The sequence below is a fragment of the Noviherbaspirillum malthae genome (assembly GCF_015352985.1).
GTDB classification, from domain to species: Bacteria; Pseudomonadota; Gammaproteobacteria; order Burkholderiales; family Burkholderiaceae_D; genus Noviherbaspirillum; species Noviherbaspirillum malthae.
Map to the genome: position 1 here is coordinate 1 of NZ_JACYXF010000057.1, position 14,731 is coordinate 14,731.

13 protein-coding genes and 1 pseudogene are annotated in these 14,731 nt (G+C 63.2%); 7 read left to right on the forward strand and 7 right to left on the reverse strand.

Going from position 1 to position 14,731, the window contains the following annotated elements; translation table 11 throughout:
• The 5 genes and pseudogenes from IGW03_RS29720 to ugpQ all read right to left on the reverse strand — a co-directional run.
• A pseudogene (locus IGW03_RS29720) lies at window positions 1-190 on the reverse strand (electron transfer flavoprotein subunit beta/FixA family protein); the annotation flags it as partial.
• A gap of 290 nt (window positions 191-480) precedes the next feature.
• The gene (locus IGW03_RS29725; RefSeq protein WP_194726086.1) at window positions 481-708 is read right to left on the reverse strand and encodes a sulfurtransferase TusA family protein; all 228 of its coding nucleotides are present in this window, start codon (window positions 706-708) and stop codon (window positions 481-483) included.
• A 193-nt stretch (window positions 709-901) separates the two neighbouring features.
• Entirely contained in the window at window positions 902-1,399 is a 498-nt protein-coding gene (locus tag IGW03_RS29730; RefSeq protein ID WP_194726129.1) for an NUDIX domain-containing protein, read from the reverse strand.
• Between the two features lie 44 nt (window positions 1,400-1,443).
• Window positions 1,444-4,071, reverse strand: a complete 2,628-nt coding sequence (gene alaS, locus IGW03_RS29735; protein WP_194726087.1) for an alanine--tRNA ligase — start codon at window positions 4,069-4,071, stop codon at window positions 1,444-1,446.
• Window positions 4,072-4,197: 126 nt separating this feature from the next.
• Window positions 4,198-4,974 (reverse strand): glycerophosphodiester phosphodiesterase, encoded by a 777-nt coding sequence (gene ugpQ, locus IGW03_RS29740; RefSeq protein ID WP_194726088.1) that lies wholly within the window; start codon window positions 4,972-4,974, stop codon window positions 4,198-4,200.
• 126 nt (window positions 4,975-5,100) lie between these two features.
• On the opposite strand from ugpQ, the gene IGW03_RS29745 reads away from it, so the two are divergent.
• The 7 genes from IGW03_RS29745 to IGW03_RS29775 all read left to right on the forward strand — a co-directional run bounded on the left by IGW03_RS29745 (window position 5,101) and on the right by IGW03_RS29775 (window position 12,718).
• Window positions 5,101-6,945, forward strand: coding sequence for a diguanylate cyclase domain-containing protein (locus IGW03_RS29745; RefSeq protein WP_194726089.1), 1,845 nt, complete (start codon window positions 5,101-5,103; stop codon window positions 6,943-6,945).
• Between the two features lie 158 nt (window positions 6,946-7,103).
• Complete coding sequence (locus IGW03_RS29750; RefSeq protein WP_194726090.1) at window positions 7,104-8,342, forward strand: CaiB/BaiF CoA transferase family protein; 1,239 nt, start codon at window positions 7,104-7,106, stop codon at window positions 8,340-8,342.
• 67 nt (window positions 8,343-8,409) lie between these two features.
• Complete coding sequence (locus tag IGW03_RS29755) at window positions 8,410-10,005, forward strand: gamma-glutamyltransferase family protein (protein WP_194726091.1); 1,596 nt, start codon at window positions 8,410-8,412, stop codon at window positions 10,003-10,005.
• A gap of 143 nt (window positions 10,006-10,148) precedes the next feature.
• The gene (locus IGW03_RS29760) at window positions 10,149-10,529 is read left to right on the forward strand and encodes a DUF2306 domain-containing protein (protein ID WP_194726092.1); all 381 of its coding nucleotides are present in this window, start codon (window positions 10,149-10,151) and stop codon (window positions 10,527-10,529) included.
• Between the two features lie 37 nt (window positions 10,530-10,566).
• A complete protein-coding gene (locus IGW03_RS29765; protein WP_194726093.1) occupies window positions 10,567-10,842 on the forward strand; it encodes a 2TM domain-containing protein in 276 nt (91 codons plus the stop codon).
• Window positions 10,839-11,930, forward strand: coding sequence for a sensor histidine kinase (locus IGW03_RS29770; RefSeq protein ID WP_194726094.1), 1,092 nt, complete (start codon window positions 10,839-10,841; stop codon window positions 11,928-11,930). The genes IGW03_RS29765 and IGW03_RS29770 overlap by 4 nt, the downstream gene beginning before the upstream one ends.
• A complete protein-coding gene (locus tag IGW03_RS29775) occupies window positions 11,927-12,718 on the forward strand; it encodes a LytR/AlgR family response regulator transcription factor (RefSeq protein WP_194726095.1) in 792 nt (263 codons plus the stop codon). The genes IGW03_RS29770 and IGW03_RS29775 overlap by 4 nt, the downstream gene beginning before the upstream one ends.
• A 25-nt stretch (window positions 12,719-12,743) precedes the next feature.
• Here the strand turns inward: IGW03_RS29775 and IGW03_RS29780 are convergent, their stop codons facing one another.
• Window positions 12,744-13,157 (reverse strand): hypothetical protein, encoded by a 414-nt coding sequence (locus tag IGW03_RS29780; RefSeq protein ID WP_194726096.1) that lies wholly within the window; start codon window positions 13,155-13,157, stop codon window positions 12,744-12,746.
• A 381-nt stretch (window positions 13,158-13,538) separates the two neighbouring features.
• Window positions 13,539-14,627, reverse strand: coding sequence for a DUF2157 domain-containing protein (locus tag IGW03_RS29785; RefSeq protein ID WP_194726097.1), 1,089 nt, complete (start codon window positions 14,625-14,627; stop codon window positions 13,539-13,541).
• Between the last annotated feature and the right edge of the window lie 104 nt (window positions 14,628-14,731).

A 14,731-nucleotide genomic window follows, 5' to 3' on the forward strand; every position in this document is an offset into this window, starting at 1 on the left:
CGGCGGAGACGGCCACGATTTCGGTTGCCTTGCCGCCTTCCTTCAGGCGGGTGGCTTCTTCGACGGCAATCTCGTCAAAGGGATTCATCGACATCTTGACGTTGGCGATATCGACGCCGGAGCCGTCAGACTTCACGCGCACCTTGACGTTGTAGTCCACCACGCGCTTGACTGGAACCAAAACTTTCATAGCTTTGCCTTTGTAAAGAAACAATTGACGTTTACGTAAACCGAATCGTGATTATAAATAGATCTGTACTGATGCAGAAATTTAGCACGACCGTTCTTTTAATTGGTAGAGAGTATGCACTAAATTGAATGAAAAATCCAAAACAGGCTTGGTTGAAATCGTAGGACGCCGACGGATGGCGGAAATTGCAGTATGGAAGCCGTTCCGCGGCAACAGGGCCTTCGCCGCGGAAGAAAGATTAGCGCAAGCGGGTTGCCGCGTCTGTGCGCGCGATCATTGTCATGTGCTCGTTATTTGCGCTTCATGAAGAAGGTAAATTCCTTGTTGCTTTCGCTATGGTCAACAAGGTCATTGCCGGTCTGGCGGGCAAATGCCTGAAAGTCCCGCACCGAGCCCGGGTCGGTTGCCAGCACACGGAGTATTTCGCCGCTGCTCATTTCAGCCAGCGCCTTTTTCGCCTTGAGGATAGGCAATGGACAATTCAGACCCCTGGCGTCGAGCTCTTTATGAAATTCCATGTTCGAGTCCCTTACAAACGATAGATGGGAAAGTGGCAGAAAATTCTACCGCAATTATGGGAGGGATGGTGCGACGCAGCAAGCCAAAGAGAAATAATGGTGCGAAAGCTCATGGCTCCGGAGCGGCATTGCCGTGTTCTTTGAGCCGGCGCATGCATGCGGCTATGCAGCGAAATCGTGCGAAAACGCTAGCTCAGGCTGACGGCCGCTCCATGAATTCCACCGGAAGATTGCGCGCGCGCATCCAGTCGGCCATCGCGTAGCCGGTGCCGGCCCGCCATGGACGCAGCTTCTCTGGCGCCACGAGCCGGTACTCGACCAGTTCTTCCGACAAGCGGATCTCGCCGGACGCCTTCACATGATAGGCAATGATGAGCTCGTTCTTGCGGATGAATTCATAGACGCCGATGAGATTGATTTCATCGGCGTCCAGATTGGTCTCTTCCTTGAGTTCGCGTGCGACGCCCTCTTCCGGCGTTTCACCGCGCTCCATGAAACCGGTGATCAGCGCGAACATCTTTTCCGGCCAGGCCGCATTCCGCGCCAGCAGGATACGGCCCTCGACCTCAACCAGGGCAGCCACCACCGGCAATGGATTATCCCAGTGCGTCCAGTGTCCGTCAGGACAGGCAAGCCGCAGCTTGCCGCCCTCGCCCGCATCCGCCCGCTGGACCAGCGGTGCGGCGCACATCGGACAATACTGATAATCCAAGCCGTTCTCCTTCAGATCAAGAATCAGGCGCGCTCGCGCACCCAGGCGCCGACGCCGTCGAGCGCCTTGGCCAGGCCGCTCGGATCGGTACCGCCGGCCTGCGCCATGTCGGCGCGGCCGCCGCCCTTGCCGCCGACCTGCTGGGCGACGAAGTTGACCAGTTCGCCTGCCTTGACCTTGGACGTCGCATCCTGCGTCACGCCGGCGATCAGGCTGACCTTGCCGTCATTGACGGCGGCCAGCACGATGGCGGCGGTCTTCAGCTTGTCCTTGAGCTTGTCCATGGTCTCGCGCAGCGCCGGCACGTCGGCGCCGTTCAGCGTCGCCGCCAGCACCTTGATGCCGTTGATGTCGACGGCCTTGCCGACCAGTTCATCGCCCTGGCTGGAAGCCAGCTTGCCCTTGAGCGAAGCCAGTTCCTTCTCGAGGCTGCGCACCTGCTCGAGCACGCTGCCGATGCGGCCGGAAATCTCGGACGGCGTGGCCTTCAGCGTGCCGGCCACCTGGTTGACGGTCGATTCCAGCGACTGCAGGTAAGCCAGCGCATTCTCGCCGGTGACGGCCTCGATCCGGCGCACGCCGGCGGCGACGCCGCCTTCGGCAACGACCTTGAACAGGCCGATGTCGCCGGTGCGCTGCACGTGGGTGCCGCCGCACAGCTCGCGGCTGGAGCCGATATCGAGCACGCGCACCTCGTCGCCGTATTTTTCGCCGAACAGCATCATCGCGCCGGACTTCTGCGCTTCATCGATCGGCATCACGCGCGCCTGCGTCGGATGGTTGGCCAGGATTTCCGCGTTGACGATGGCTTCCACCTTGCGTATCTGCTCCTGCGTCATCGGGCCGTTGTGGGCAAAGTCGAAGCGGGTGCGCTCGGCATTGACGAGCGAGCCCTTCTGCTGCACATGCGCGCCGAGAACTTCGCGCAGCGCCTTGTGCATCAGGTGGGTGGCGCTGTGGTTGCGCACGGTGCGGGCGCGCTTCTCGGCATCGACCTTGGCGTTGACGACATCGCCGACCTTGATCACGCCTTCGACGATGCGTCCGTGGTGGCCGAAGACGTCGGCCTGGATCTTGAGCGTGTCTTCGACCAGGAAGCGGGCCGCGCCGTTGCGCAGTTCGCCGGTGTCGCCCACCTGGCCGCCGCTCTCGGCGTAGAAAGGCGTATGGTCGAGCACCACCACTGCGTCGTCGCCGGACTTGGCTTCGTCGACCGCCGTGCCGTCGACATAGATGGCAGTGACCCTGGCGGTGTCGTGGATCAACTTTTCATAGCCATGGAAAGTGGTCGCGCCGCCGCTGTATTCGAGGCCCTGCGCCATCTTGAACTTGCCGGCTTCGCGCGCGCGCTGGCGCTGCTCGTCGAGCAGCGCGTTGAAGCGCGCCTCGTCCACCGTCACGCCGCGCTCGCGGCAGACGTCGGCGGTCAGGTCGACCGGGAAGCCGTAGGTGTCGTGCAGCTTGAAGGCGGTGTCGCCGTCGATCTGCTTGGCGCCGGTCGCCAGCGCGCGCTCCAGGATTTCCATGCCGTTGGCGATGGTGCGGAAGAAGGCATCCTCTTCCTGCTTGAGCACTTCGGTGGCGCGCTGCTCGTTCTGGCGCAGCTCCGGATAAGCCTCGCCCATTTCCTTGACCAGCGCCGGTACCAGCGTATGGAAGAACGGCTTGCGCGCACCCAGCTTGTAGCCGTGGCGGATCGCGCGGCGGGCGATGCGGCGCAGCACGTAGCCGCGGCCTGCATTGCTCGGAATGACGCCGTCGACGACGGTGAAGGTGCAGGCGCGGATATGGTCGGCAATGACTTTGAGCGACGGGGAATCCTTGTCGCAGTCGCCGCCGCCGGCCGCATCGACCGCCCGCTTGGCCGCAGCGAGCAGGTTCACGAAGGTGTCGATTTCATAATTGCTGTGCACATGCTGCAGCACCGCGGTGATGCGCTCGAGGCCCATGCCGGTGTCGACGCTGGGCTTGGGCAGCTTGTGCATCACGCCCGCTTCGTCGCGGTTGAACTGCATGAACACGTTGTTCCAGATCTCGATGTAGCGGTCGCCGTCTTCATCGGGCGACCCGGGAGGGCCGCCGGCCACGTCGGGGCCGTGGTCGTAGAAGATCTCGGTGCAGGGGCCGCAGGGGCCGGTGTCGCCCATCATCCAGAAGTTGTCGGATGCATAACGCGCGCCCTTGTTGTCGCCGATGCGCACGATGCGCTCCGCCGGCACGCCGACCGTCTTGTTCCAGATCTCGTAGGCTTCGTCGTCTTCCGCATAGACCGTCACCCACAGCTTTTCCTTCGGCAGCTTGAAAACCCCGGTCAGCAGTTCCCACGCATACTGGATCGCGTCATGCTTGAAGTAGTCGCCGAAGCTGAAGTTGCCCAGCATTTCGAAGAAGGTATGGTGGCGCGCGGTGTAGCCGACGTTTTCAAGGTCGTTATGCTTGCCGCCGGCGCGGATGCACTTCTGGGAAGTCGTCGCTCGCGTATAGGGCCGCTTGTCGAAGCCGAGGAACACATCCTTGAACTGGTTCATGCCGGCATTGGTAAACAGCAGCGTCGGATCGTCGCCCGGCACTACCGGGCTGGACGACACAATGGTGTGGCCCTTGGATTCGAAATACTTCAGGAATTTTTCGCGGATTTCAGACGATTTCATGTTCAGTGACGAAAAGGGGTAAGCGGGTATGCGTATAAACGATTGATTATACGTGATAAGCCCGGCGCAAAGCGGTGTGGACGGATTGGCAAAACCGGGCCGCGAACTGCAATGCCCAATGCAGTTTCACGCGGCAAAATCATGTCCGATCAGGTCGATCCTGTCGGTGCAGAAGGCATCGACGCCCCAGGCCAGCAGTTCCCGCGCCCTCTCGGGATCGTTGACGGTGTAGCAGAACAGGCCATACCCCGCCCGCTTCACTTCGGCGGCTTGCTCACGCGACAACTTTTTATGATTGGTATGGAGTGCAATGGCGCCCAGCGCCTCCAGCCGCTCCTGCCAGTCCGGCGAGATCGTGTCGAGCAGGAAGCCGCGCGGTATCTCGGGGGCTGCCTTCGCTGCCTGGCCGAGCGCATCGAAGGAAAATGAGGAGAAGAGCGGCAGGCCGGATGCATTACCCTGTGATGCACTTCTTTCCGCCGCCGCAATTTCCTTGGCGAAAAGACGGCGCGTGACTTCGCCGACCACTCTGCCGGTTTCCACCTCATGCCCGGGCGCCGGCTTGATTTCCACATTCATCCAGATGCCATTGGACTTGCAGAAATGCACGGCCTGCTCGTAGGCGGGCACGGGTTCGCCCGAGAACCTGGCATCGAACCAGGCGCCGGCGTCAAGCTTGCCAAGATCGGCGGCACTGGTCAGCGCAACCTGCCCTTCTCCGCGCACCGTGCGGCCGAAATGGGGGTCGTGCATCAGCACGGGAACGCCGTCGGCCGACAGCATCACATCGAATTCCACCGCATGAAAGCCGTGGGAAAGACCGCACTGCAGTGCGGCAATGGTGTTCTCGGGAGCAAGTGTGCCGCCGCCGCGATGGGCAATGATTTTCGGATAAAACCACATGGCTTGATCTATGTCTCGGAATATTATCAAACGAGTCGTAGTCTAATGCCAATCGTTAATCCAGGGCGAAGGCCGTATCGCGACCATGCCGGTCGATATGCGGCGCGTCCATTGAACCGTCTTGCCATGCCAGCTGACAGTACTTATTCCACCACGCCTTTCGATACATCCAATTTCATCATTCCCGCAGAGTGGCATGCTTTTTCCGACCTGCTCGGCGGAGCGGATACCGGCCTGCTGTTCTTGCGGGACGGCATCGTCCTCCATGCCAATCCCACGCTTGCCACGCAGCTCGGGTATGAAGAGGAAGAACTCGCGGGCCAGCCGCTGGAATCCCTTTTTCTCAGGCAAGACGGCGATGCCGTACAGCCCGAGGCTACCGACGGCAGCCATATACGACTTCGCAACAAGAACGGCACCGCCCATGACTTTCTGCTGATCGCCAATCGGGTCGATACGCTGACCGATGCCGGCTGCGTGATCTGGGTGCTGCAGCCGCTGCTGTCCAAACGCGAGGTCGATGCGCCGGACTCTCCGAGCCGGCTCCGCGCCATCACCGAACATCTGCCCGACCTGGTCATGGTATGCGACCCTGACGGCAGCATCAGCTATGCCAACAAGGCTTACGACAATCTCGTGGGCGGGCAAGGCGATTCGCTGACGGAACTGCTGCACGAAGACGACCGTCCGTTCTTCCGGAGCGTGCTGGGCGAAAGCACCGAGAGCGGCCGCACCGAACAACTGGCATTCAGAATCAGGGCGCACGGCGGCGGATGGCGGCATGTGGCCGGCGAGGTGCGCAACCTGCTCGCCGATGAAGACATCGGCGGCCTGCTGCTCAACCTGCGCGATGTCACCGAGGAAACCCAGCGCCAGCAGGATATTGCCGCCGACAAGAAGCGGCAGCTGCATTACCTGACGCGGCTGCTGCAGATCGCGCAGAATCCCCACGCCAATTTCTCGTCGGCGCTCAAGGTCATTCTGAAGTCGGCGGCCAAGGCCCTGGGCACGCATCGCTGCGCCTACTGGGACGTGCACGATGAAGCCCCGCGCACGCTGTGCATGCTGTCCTACGACGAGACGAAGCAGAATTTCATCGAGGAAAAGATCGACCAGGGCGGCGACAGCCTGCATCCCCTGCTGCGCCACGTGCTGCGTACCGAGCATCAGCTCGTCATCGCCGATGTCGACCAGGACCCGCGCGCCGCGCTGTATTGCGAATATTTCCATGCGCAGTCGATCAAGGCGGTGATCGCCATGCCGGTCAAGCACAACGATGCCTACGTGGGCGTGCTGATGCTGTCGCATTTCGAGCAGCCACGTTCATGGCGTCGTGACGAATCCGAGTTCGCCGAAACCGTGGCCGGCGTGATTTCCCTCATCCTCAGGGAAGTCGAGCGCGTGCGCGCGGAAGCGCAGGCCAAGCACTTCGCCCGCCACGACCGCCTCACCGGCCTGCCCAACCGCGACTTCCTGCTCGACCAGGCGGCCGACATCTTCCCCAAGCTGACCGCAAAGGCCAATACGCTGGCGGCCTTCTTCATCGATCTCGACGGCTTCAAGGAAGTCAATGACAACCTGGGCAAGGATGTCGGCGACGAGCTTCTGAAGGCGGCGGCGATGCGCCTGCGCAACGTGGTGCGCAAGAACGACATCATCGCCCGGCTGGGCGGCGACGAATTCCTGCTGCTGGCACTCAACCTGAGCGACATGAAGATTGCCGACGACATTGCCTCGCAGCTGGTGGACACCATGCGCGGCGCTTTCTCGGTGGGCGGACACAAGGTCCAGATATCGGCCAGCGTCGGCATTGCGCTGTACCCGTTCGACGGCACCGACCTCGACACGCTGATGCGCAAGGCCGACATCGCGCTGGTCGAAGCCAAGCGCTCCGGCCGCGACCAGTACCAGATGTTCCGGCCGCAGCTCAACGACGGCCTGCCGCCGATTACGCGCAGCGGACGCAACTGAGCAGGCGCCATCGCAGTCAAGCCGTGCGCGGCGCAGTTTCTGCAGGGGCATGCGCATGGGGTTAGAATCGGTGACGCCCGGCCGGCGCGAGCAATGTAGACGCGCCGGCCGGGCGAGGTTCCCATGCTCCATCCCTGCTCACGACACATCATCAGAACATGTCCGCCACACCCGCCAAACAAGCGCTTTCCCATATCCGTGTCCTCGACCTTACCCGCGTCCTCGCCGGACCGTGGTGCGCGCAGAACCTCGCCGATCTCGGCGCCGACGTCATCAAGATCGAGCGCCCGGGCGCGGGCGACGACACCCGCCACTGGGGCCCGCCCTACCTGCGTGACGCCGACGGCAAGGACACCGCCGAAGCGGCCTACTATCTCGCCGCCAACCGCAACAAGCGTTCCGTCACGCTCGACATCGCCTCCGCCGAAGGGCAGCAGATCATCCGCGAACTGGCGCGGCAGTCCGACGTGGTGCTGGAAAACTACAAGGTAGGACAGCTGAAGAAATACGGGCTCGACTATGAATCCCTCAAGCGCGAGAAGCCCGACCTCGTCTACTGCTCCGTGACCGGTTTCGGCCAGGACGGCCCGTATGCGCAGCGCGCCGGCTACGATTTCATCATCCAGGGCATGGGCGGTTTCATGTCGATCACCGGCGAGCGCGACGACCTGCCGGGCGGCGGACCGCAAAAGGCCGGCGTGGCGATTTCCGACCTCATGACCGGCATGTATGCGACGATCGCCGTCATGGCGGCACTGACCCACCGCGACCGCACCGGCGAAGGCCAGTACATCGACATGGCCCTGCTGGATGTGCAGGTCGCCATGCTGGCCAACATGAACACCAACTACCTCGCCAGCGGACAGGCGCCCAAGCGCTGGGGCAATGCCCATCCCAACATCGTGCCCTACCAGACTTTCGCCACCTCGGACGGCTACATCATCGTCGCCGTCGGCAACGACGGCCAGTACCGCCGCTTCGTCGAAGCCGGCGGGCGTCCCGACCTGCATCAGGACGAGCGCTTCGCCACCAATCCGATGCGGGTGCGCCACCGCGACACGCTGGTGCCGCTCTTGGCGGAGATGGTGAAAACCAAGACCAAGCAGGAATGGATCGATGCGCTGGAAGCCGCCGGCGTGCCCTGCGGGCCGATCAACGACCTCGACGAAGTGTTCGACAATCCGCAGGTGCAGGCACGCGGCCTGCGCGTCGACCTGCCGCATCCCAGCGGCGGCACCGTCAAGCTGGTCGGCAGCCCGATGAGGATGTCGGCCACGCCGCCGCGCTACGATGCGCCGCCGCCGACGCTGGGCCAGCATACCGAGCAGGTGCTGCAGGACCTGCTCGGCTACAGCGAGCAGCAGATCGGGGAATTGCGCACCAAGGGAACGATCTGAACCGGCTTCAACTTCACGCCTGATACCACACGGTTCACGGGAACCAACGAAACCACAGGGAGCTGCCATGGACGACTTCGACTGGAACAATCCGTATCCGACCACGCGCAGCCCGCTGATGGCGCGCAATGTCGTTTCCACTTCCCACCCGCTGGCGGCGCAGGCCGGCCTGCGCATGCTGCTGCGCGGCGGCAATGCCGTCGATGCGGCGATTGCCGCAGCCGCAGTGCTGACCGTAGTCGAGCCGGTCGGCTGCGGGCTGGGCAGCGATGCCTTCGCCATCCTGTGGGACGGCGAGCAGCTGCATGGCCTGAATTCTTCCGGCCCGGCGCCGCGGGCATGGACGCCCGAGTATTTCAGCAAGCATGACGGCCGCATTCCCGCGCTGGGCTGGGACACGGTAACCGTGCCGGGCATGGTGGCCGGCTGGGTGGAATTGTCGGAACGCTTCGGCAAGCTGCCCTTCGCCGAGCTGTTCGATCCGGCGATCGATGTCGCCGAGCGCGGCCACATGGTTACGCCGGTGGTGCAGAGCAAATGGGAAAAGGCCGTGCCCAGGCTCAAGGACCAGCCGGGCTATGCGCAGGCCTTCATGCCGCAGGGACGCGCGCCGCGCGTAGGCGAGAACTTCGTCTTCGCCGACGCCGCCCGTTCCCTGCTGCGCATCGCCGAAACCCATGGCGAAGCGTTTTATCGCGGCGAACTGGCCGAAGCGATTGCGCTGCATGCGAAGCAGAACGGCGCGGCCCTCACCGCTGACGACCTGGCTGCGTTCCGCCCCGAATGGGTGACGCCGATCTCGCGCGACTACGGCGGCTATACCGTGCACGAGATTCCGCCGAACGGCCAGGGCATAACGGCACTGATCGCGCTGGGCATCATCGAACAGCTTGACTTGCGCCGCTATCCTCTGGATTCGGCGGACTTCCACCATCTGATGATCGAAGCCATCAAGCTGGCCTTCGCCGACACCTACCGCTGGGTTGCCGATCTCAAGCACATGACCGAAGTCACCGCCGAACACCTGCTCGACGACGGCTATCTGGCCGAGCGCGCAAAACTGATCGACATGAAGCGCGCAGGCAACGCGGCGCACGGCACGCCGCCGCGCGGCGGCACGGTGTATCTCTCCGCCGCCGACGAGAGCGGCATGATGATCAGCTTCATCCAGTCCAATTTCCTCGGCTTCGGTTCCGGCGTCGTGGTGCCGGGCACCGGCATCAGCCTGCACAACCGGGGCTGCGGATTCTCCACCGATCCGGCGCATCCGAACTGCGTCGCCCCGGGCAAGCGCCCTTTCCATACCATCATCCCCGGTTTTCTCACCCGCGACGGCCTGCCGCAGATGAGCTTCGGCGTGATGGGCGCCAACATGCAGCCGCAGGGCCATGTCCAGATCCTGGCGCGCATGTTGTCTTACGGGCAACAGCCGCAGGCGGCCAGCGACGCGCCACGCTGGCGGGTCAATACCGGCCTGGAACTCGACATCGAGCGCGGCATGCCGCCTGAAGTGGTGGCGGAACTGGCGGCGCGCGGGCACCGGGTCAATACCCGCACCAAGAGCATCCATGATTTCGGCGCCGGGCAATTCATCTGGAAGACGGCCGACGGCTATGTCGCCGCCAGCGACACCCGGCGCGACGGCCAGGCCGTCGGTTTCTGAGATTCCGGCTTAACCGCCCAAACGCTTCGCTCCGGCAGACCGGCGGTTCACGCCCGAAAACCGCAGTTCGTCGCATTCCGCTTTCAAGCCCGCCGCGCCTTCCCGACAATGCCTTCATCGCACGGCATTTTCGGGAGCGCATCATGGAATTCACTCCGGTCATCCTCATTCATGTACTCGCGGCAAGCGGCGCCATCGTTGCCGGCGGCCTCGCGCTGGCGCTGAAAAAGGGCACGACCCTGCACCGCATCCTCGGCCGCACCTGGGTGGCGCTGATGCTGGTGACCGCGCTGGGCTCCTTTGCCATCCAGAGCCGGGGGCACCTGTTCTGGATCCACCTGCTGTCGGTGCTGGCGCTGGCCGGCCTGGGCGGCTCCATCTACGCGGTAGCCCGCGGCCGCATCCAGGCCCACCGGCGCGGCATGCGCTTCACCTATATCGGCCTGGTGACCGCCGGCATCTTCACCCTGCTGCCCAGCCGCCGCTTCGGTTACCTGGTCTGGCATGGCATCGGGCTGATCTGATCCCGAACCGTCAATCGAACTTGCACAGGAGAACATCATGAACACCTCCCCCACCTATCGAAACGCCCGTCGCCATGTGGAACGCAAGCTCGGCTTCGGCATCCATCTCGGCGTCTACCTGATGGTCAACATCGGCCTCGTGCTTCTCAATTTCCTGGTCTCGCCGCACAAGGTGTGGGCGGTCTGGCCGCTGTTCGGCTGGGGAATCGGGTTACTATTCCATGGTCTCGGCGTCTTCCTGCATGCACCGGGAACCGCATGGAAGGAACGCCTGATCGAACAGGAAATGAACAAGCATCGCCGCCCCGAATGAACACAGTCCAAGCCAACACACTTCAAGATTATCCGCGGCTGCGCCGGTTCGCCGCGGATCTCGGCATTACCTGCATCTTCAATACCGCGATCGCGCTGGCCATCACTTACCTCATGCGCATCCACAGCTCGTTCTACGTCAATCTCGTGGTATCGATGTGCATCGGACTGACCATGGTATCCATCGTCGACGGCTGCCGGCTGCTGATGTGGGGCACCGGCAAGCCGCCGCGCCTGCCCTTCCTGCTGCTGTTCATCGTGGCGCTGCCGTCGGCCCAGTTCTTCGGCAACACGGTGGCAAGCTGGATACTCGGCATCCCGCGCGAAAGCATTACCGCCGTGCGCGCCAACAACACGGTCAGCTTCATGACCCTGTTCCTGCTGACCTGCATCGCGATCACCTGGTTCTTCTGGAGCCGGGGCAAGATGGAATACCTGAAGGCGCAGGCCGAAGCCGAGAAGGCCCGCGCCGCCGCCATCGAGAAGCAGGCGATCCAGGCGCAGCTGCAGATGCTGCAGGCGCAGATCGAGCCGCACATGCTGTTCAATACGCTGGCCAACCTGCAGGGACTGATCGCCGTCGATGCGCAGCGCGCCCAGCACATGCTGGACCAGCTGATCCAGTACCTGCGCGCGACCCTGGCCTCGTCGCGTTCCGAGAAGACCACGCTGGCGCATGAATTCTCTCTGATGGATGCCTACCTGAGCCTGATGCAGGTGCGCATGGGCGCGCGCCTGAAGTACAGCCTGCACCTGCCGGAAGAGCTGCGCGCTCAGGAAGTGCCGCCGATGCTGATGCAGCCGCTGGTGGAAAACGCCATCAAGCACGGTATCGAGCCCAAGCTCGGCGGCGGCCATATCGAGGTGTCGGCCCTGCGCGACGGCGGCATGCTGTGCCTGCGCATCGCCGATACCGGGCTCGGCCTTGAGCTTGAAGGGGGTGCCAGGCCCGCCGATGCGCACAGCACCCATGTCGGCCTGGCCAACATCCGCGACCGGCTGCGCGCGCTCTACGGCGAGCGGGCGTCGTTTGAACTGTCACCCAATGCGCCGGAAGGCGCGGTGGCCGAAGTGAGGATTCCATCATGAACAGACTGCGCGCACTGATCGCCGAAGACGAACCCATCCTTGCCTTCACCCTGCAGCAGACGCTGCAGCGGCTGTGGCCGGAGATGCAGGTCTGCGGCGTCGTCGACAATGGCGTGAGCGCGGTGCAGGAAGCCCTTGCGCAGCGGCCGGATGTGCTGTTCCTGGACATCAGGATGCCAGGCAAGACCGGCATCGAAGCGGCCCAGGAACTGGCCGAGGACTGGCCGGAACAGGTGCCCTTCCCGCTGGTCGTGTTCGTGACGGCCTATGATGAATTTGCGCTGCAGGCTTTCGAGCAGGCGGCGGCGGATTACGTGCTCAAGCCGGTCAGCGATGCCCGCCTCGGCAAGACCGTCGAGCGGCTCAAGGCGCGGCTGCAGCGGCATGCGGAGCGGGATGCGGCGCTCGAGCGCATCGTCGGACAATTGCGCACGCTGGTACCGGTGGAGTCGCAGCAGAGCGAGAAGCTGAACATCATCCGCGCTGCGGTGGGCAACCAGATCAGGCTGATTCCGGTCGCCGATGTGCATTACTTCGAGGCGACCGACAAGTATGTGAATGTGGTGACCGCCGACGGCGAGTCATTGATACGCACCAGCCTGAAGGAATTGATGCCGCAGCTCGACGGCAGCCGGTTCTGGCAGATTCATCGCGGCACGGTGGTCAACGTGCAGTGCATTCAGGCCGCCATACGGGACGAGAGCGGCAAGCTGTCGCTCAGGCTCCGCGACAGGGACGCGATGCTGCCGGTGAGCCGCGTGTATGCCCACCTGTTCCGGCAGATGTGACCGGGCGAATCTTCAAGCCGATCCTTCAAGCCGCGCGCTGCAGGGCAAATACCGCCAGCGGCACCGCGCCGAACAGCAGGGTCAGCATCATGCGCGCACGGTTGCCGAGCACGTCACCCCTGCTGAAGGTGGTCAGCGCAAACGTGCCGGCGGCGTAGATCAGCGCAAGGAAGAACAGCACGCCGACGCCCAGCGACTGCACCGCCTGTCCGGTGAACTGGAAGGCCAGCACTGCCGCGGCGGCCAGCCCGCCCAGCATGATCAACCAGCCGAGCGCACCGCGAATGCGCCCCGGATGCGCATTGGCCTGGCCGCTCAGTTCCATGCGCCTTGATCTCACGTCGCGCTGCAGGAGAAAGACCAGCAGCGAATCCACTTCCCGGTATTGCAATATGCCCACCGCGGCTGCGGCTTCCAGATCCTCGCGTCGAATGTTCATGCTCGCTCCTTGAATGTCCTGCATCTGACAACGCAGGTAGGCAATACCGTGCGGCATGGGCCAGCCGCAGGTCGTGCGTACCGTGATGATGACAAGCGCCCGCGTTGCCCATGCCTTGCATGGCTGCCGGCTTCTGTGATGCTGGACTGCAGACCAGCGGGGAGCTGCGCGTGATGATGTTCAGAAGGTATCCGGCGCTTGGCGCTTTGCTTATATGGCGTATTTAAACCACTTTCAAATGCGAGGAAATAGATGTACATCAAGGCGCGCAAGGCAACCGCCAAGTCCTTTAAGCAAAGTCAACTACAAGAACTTGATAAGCATGATTTGAAGGCATAAAGCCTGTTACTTCATCGTTATGAATCTGGTTACACGGCCGCTTCAAGGCCGTCTCGCATCGAGCAGTTCGCGCATCTGGTCCGGCAGCCATGCCCGCAGCTTCGCGGAAAGCGCGGCTTCATGCCTGCTCCACCACAGCCCCAGACCGATCAGTGCAAAACCCAGCAGGCTCAGGACGAGCACGAAGGCGATGCTGTTCCTGAACAGGTTCCACGAGAGGTCGCCCAGCACCAGCGCAATACCGATGCCGCCGAACACCGCGAACATGCGCCGGCCAAGCAGCGCGCCCGTGAACACCAGACCGACATTGACGGCCAGATAAACCAGCTTGCCGGCAAGCTGGCCCGAGCCCATCAGCGACAGCGCGCCCCAGAAAGTCATCAGGCCGAACAGATACAGCCAGTAGGCATAATCCCTGCCGCGGCGGGTGCGCAGGTCCACGGAGAAAGCCAGCAGCAGCATGAGCATGCCGAAGGCCAGGGAAATCATTTTCCGCAGCTCCCAAACGCGGCCGCTGAACCATCCTCCGCTTTCGCCGGCCCCGGCGATCAGGGCCGGTCCGATATCCATGCCCATGTACCACAAGGTGACGGCGATCGGCATCATCAGGAAGGGATAGCGGAAGCGCCGCAGCATGGCGGCGCCGGCCGCCAGCGTTGCCAGTTCCATCACCAGCCACCGCCAGTCGATGTAGCGGTGATAGTCCCGGTAATGCTCGGCATGCATGCCGTCGCTCCAGATGCCGAGCACGCGCTGCAAGGCGTAGACGGCTAGCGGCACCAGGGCGACCGCCAGCGCGGCGAAGATCCCGGCCGGAATGGGGTGGCCTCGCCTTTCCAGCATGACGGCGACCGCAATGGCCGCCGCTGCATACAGCGAGGAAATCAGCAGCAGGGCCGGCATGCCGGCGGCTTCCACCGCCAGCGTCGCAAACACGGTGGCGGCGCCGATGGCCAGCATGCCGCCGAGGTAGTACAGCACATGGGTGCCCGAGAAACGGGCGGCGCCCGGATGCGGCGCCTGGCTCAGGCTCAGGCGCCGGCCGAGAAAATCCAGCAGGCCGTCGATCTGCACCGGTTCAATAAATCCGGCCTCGGCCGCCGCCTGCAAATCCTCGCGTTTCAGTTTCATGCTTGCTCCCGGGTTATCATGCGTTGGCAATGTAATACCAATTTCCCCTGCTGCCTACCTGGAAAGCCTGAGGCGGCCGACGCTGCTACGGCCGGTCGCAGTTT

Excerpts from the sequence above, each read along its gene's own strand:
- IGW03_RS29725 (WP_194726086.1), bottom strand. The coding sequence starts at position 708 with ATGGAATTTCATAAAGAGCTCGACGCCAGGGGTCTGAATTGTCCATTG.
- IGW03_RS29730 (WP_194726129.1), bottom strand. The coding sequence starts at position 1,399 with ATGTGCGCCGCACCGCTGGTCCAGCGGGCGGATGCGGGCGAGGGCGGC.
- alaS (WP_194726087.1), bottom strand. The coding sequence starts at position 4,071 with ATGAAATCGTCTGAAATCCGCGAAAAATTCCTGAAGTATTTCGAATCC.
- ugpQ (WP_194726088.1), bottom strand. The coding sequence starts at position 4,974 with ATGTGGTTTTATCCGAAAATCATTGCCCATCGCGGCGGCGGCACACTT.
- IGW03_RS29745 (WP_194726089.1), top strand. The coding sequence starts at position 5,101 with ATGCCAGCTGACAGTACTTATTCCACCACGCCTTTCGATACATCCAAT.
- IGW03_RS29750 (WP_194726090.1), top strand. The coding sequence starts at position 7,104 with ATGTCCGCCACACCCGCCAAACAAGCGCTTTCCCATATCCGTGTCCTC.
- IGW03_RS29755 (WP_194726091.1), top strand. The coding sequence starts at position 8,410 with ATGGACGACTTCGACTGGAACAATCCGTATCCGACCACGCGCAGCCCG.
- IGW03_RS29760 (WP_194726092.1), top strand. The coding sequence starts at position 10,149 with ATGGAATTCACTCCGGTCATCCTCATTCATGTACTCGCGGCAAGCGGC.
- IGW03_RS29765 (WP_194726093.1), top strand. The coding sequence starts at position 10,567 with ATGAACACCTCCCCCACCTATCGAAACGCCCGTCGCCATGTGGAACGC.
- IGW03_RS29770 (WP_194726094.1), top strand. The coding sequence starts at position 10,839 with ATGAACACAGTCCAAGCCAACACACTTCAAGATTATCCGCGGCTGCGC.
- IGW03_RS29775 (WP_194726095.1), top strand. The coding sequence starts at position 11,927 with ATGAACAGACTGCGCGCACTGATCGCCGAAGACGAACCCATCCTTGCC.
- IGW03_RS29780 (WP_194726096.1), bottom strand. The coding sequence starts at position 13,157 with ATGAACATTCGACGCGAGGATCTGGAAGCCGCAGCCGCGGTGGGCATA.
- IGW03_RS29785 (WP_194726097.1), bottom strand. The coding sequence starts at position 14,627 with ATGAAACTGAAACGCGAGGATTTGCAGGCGGCGGCCGAGGCCGGATTT.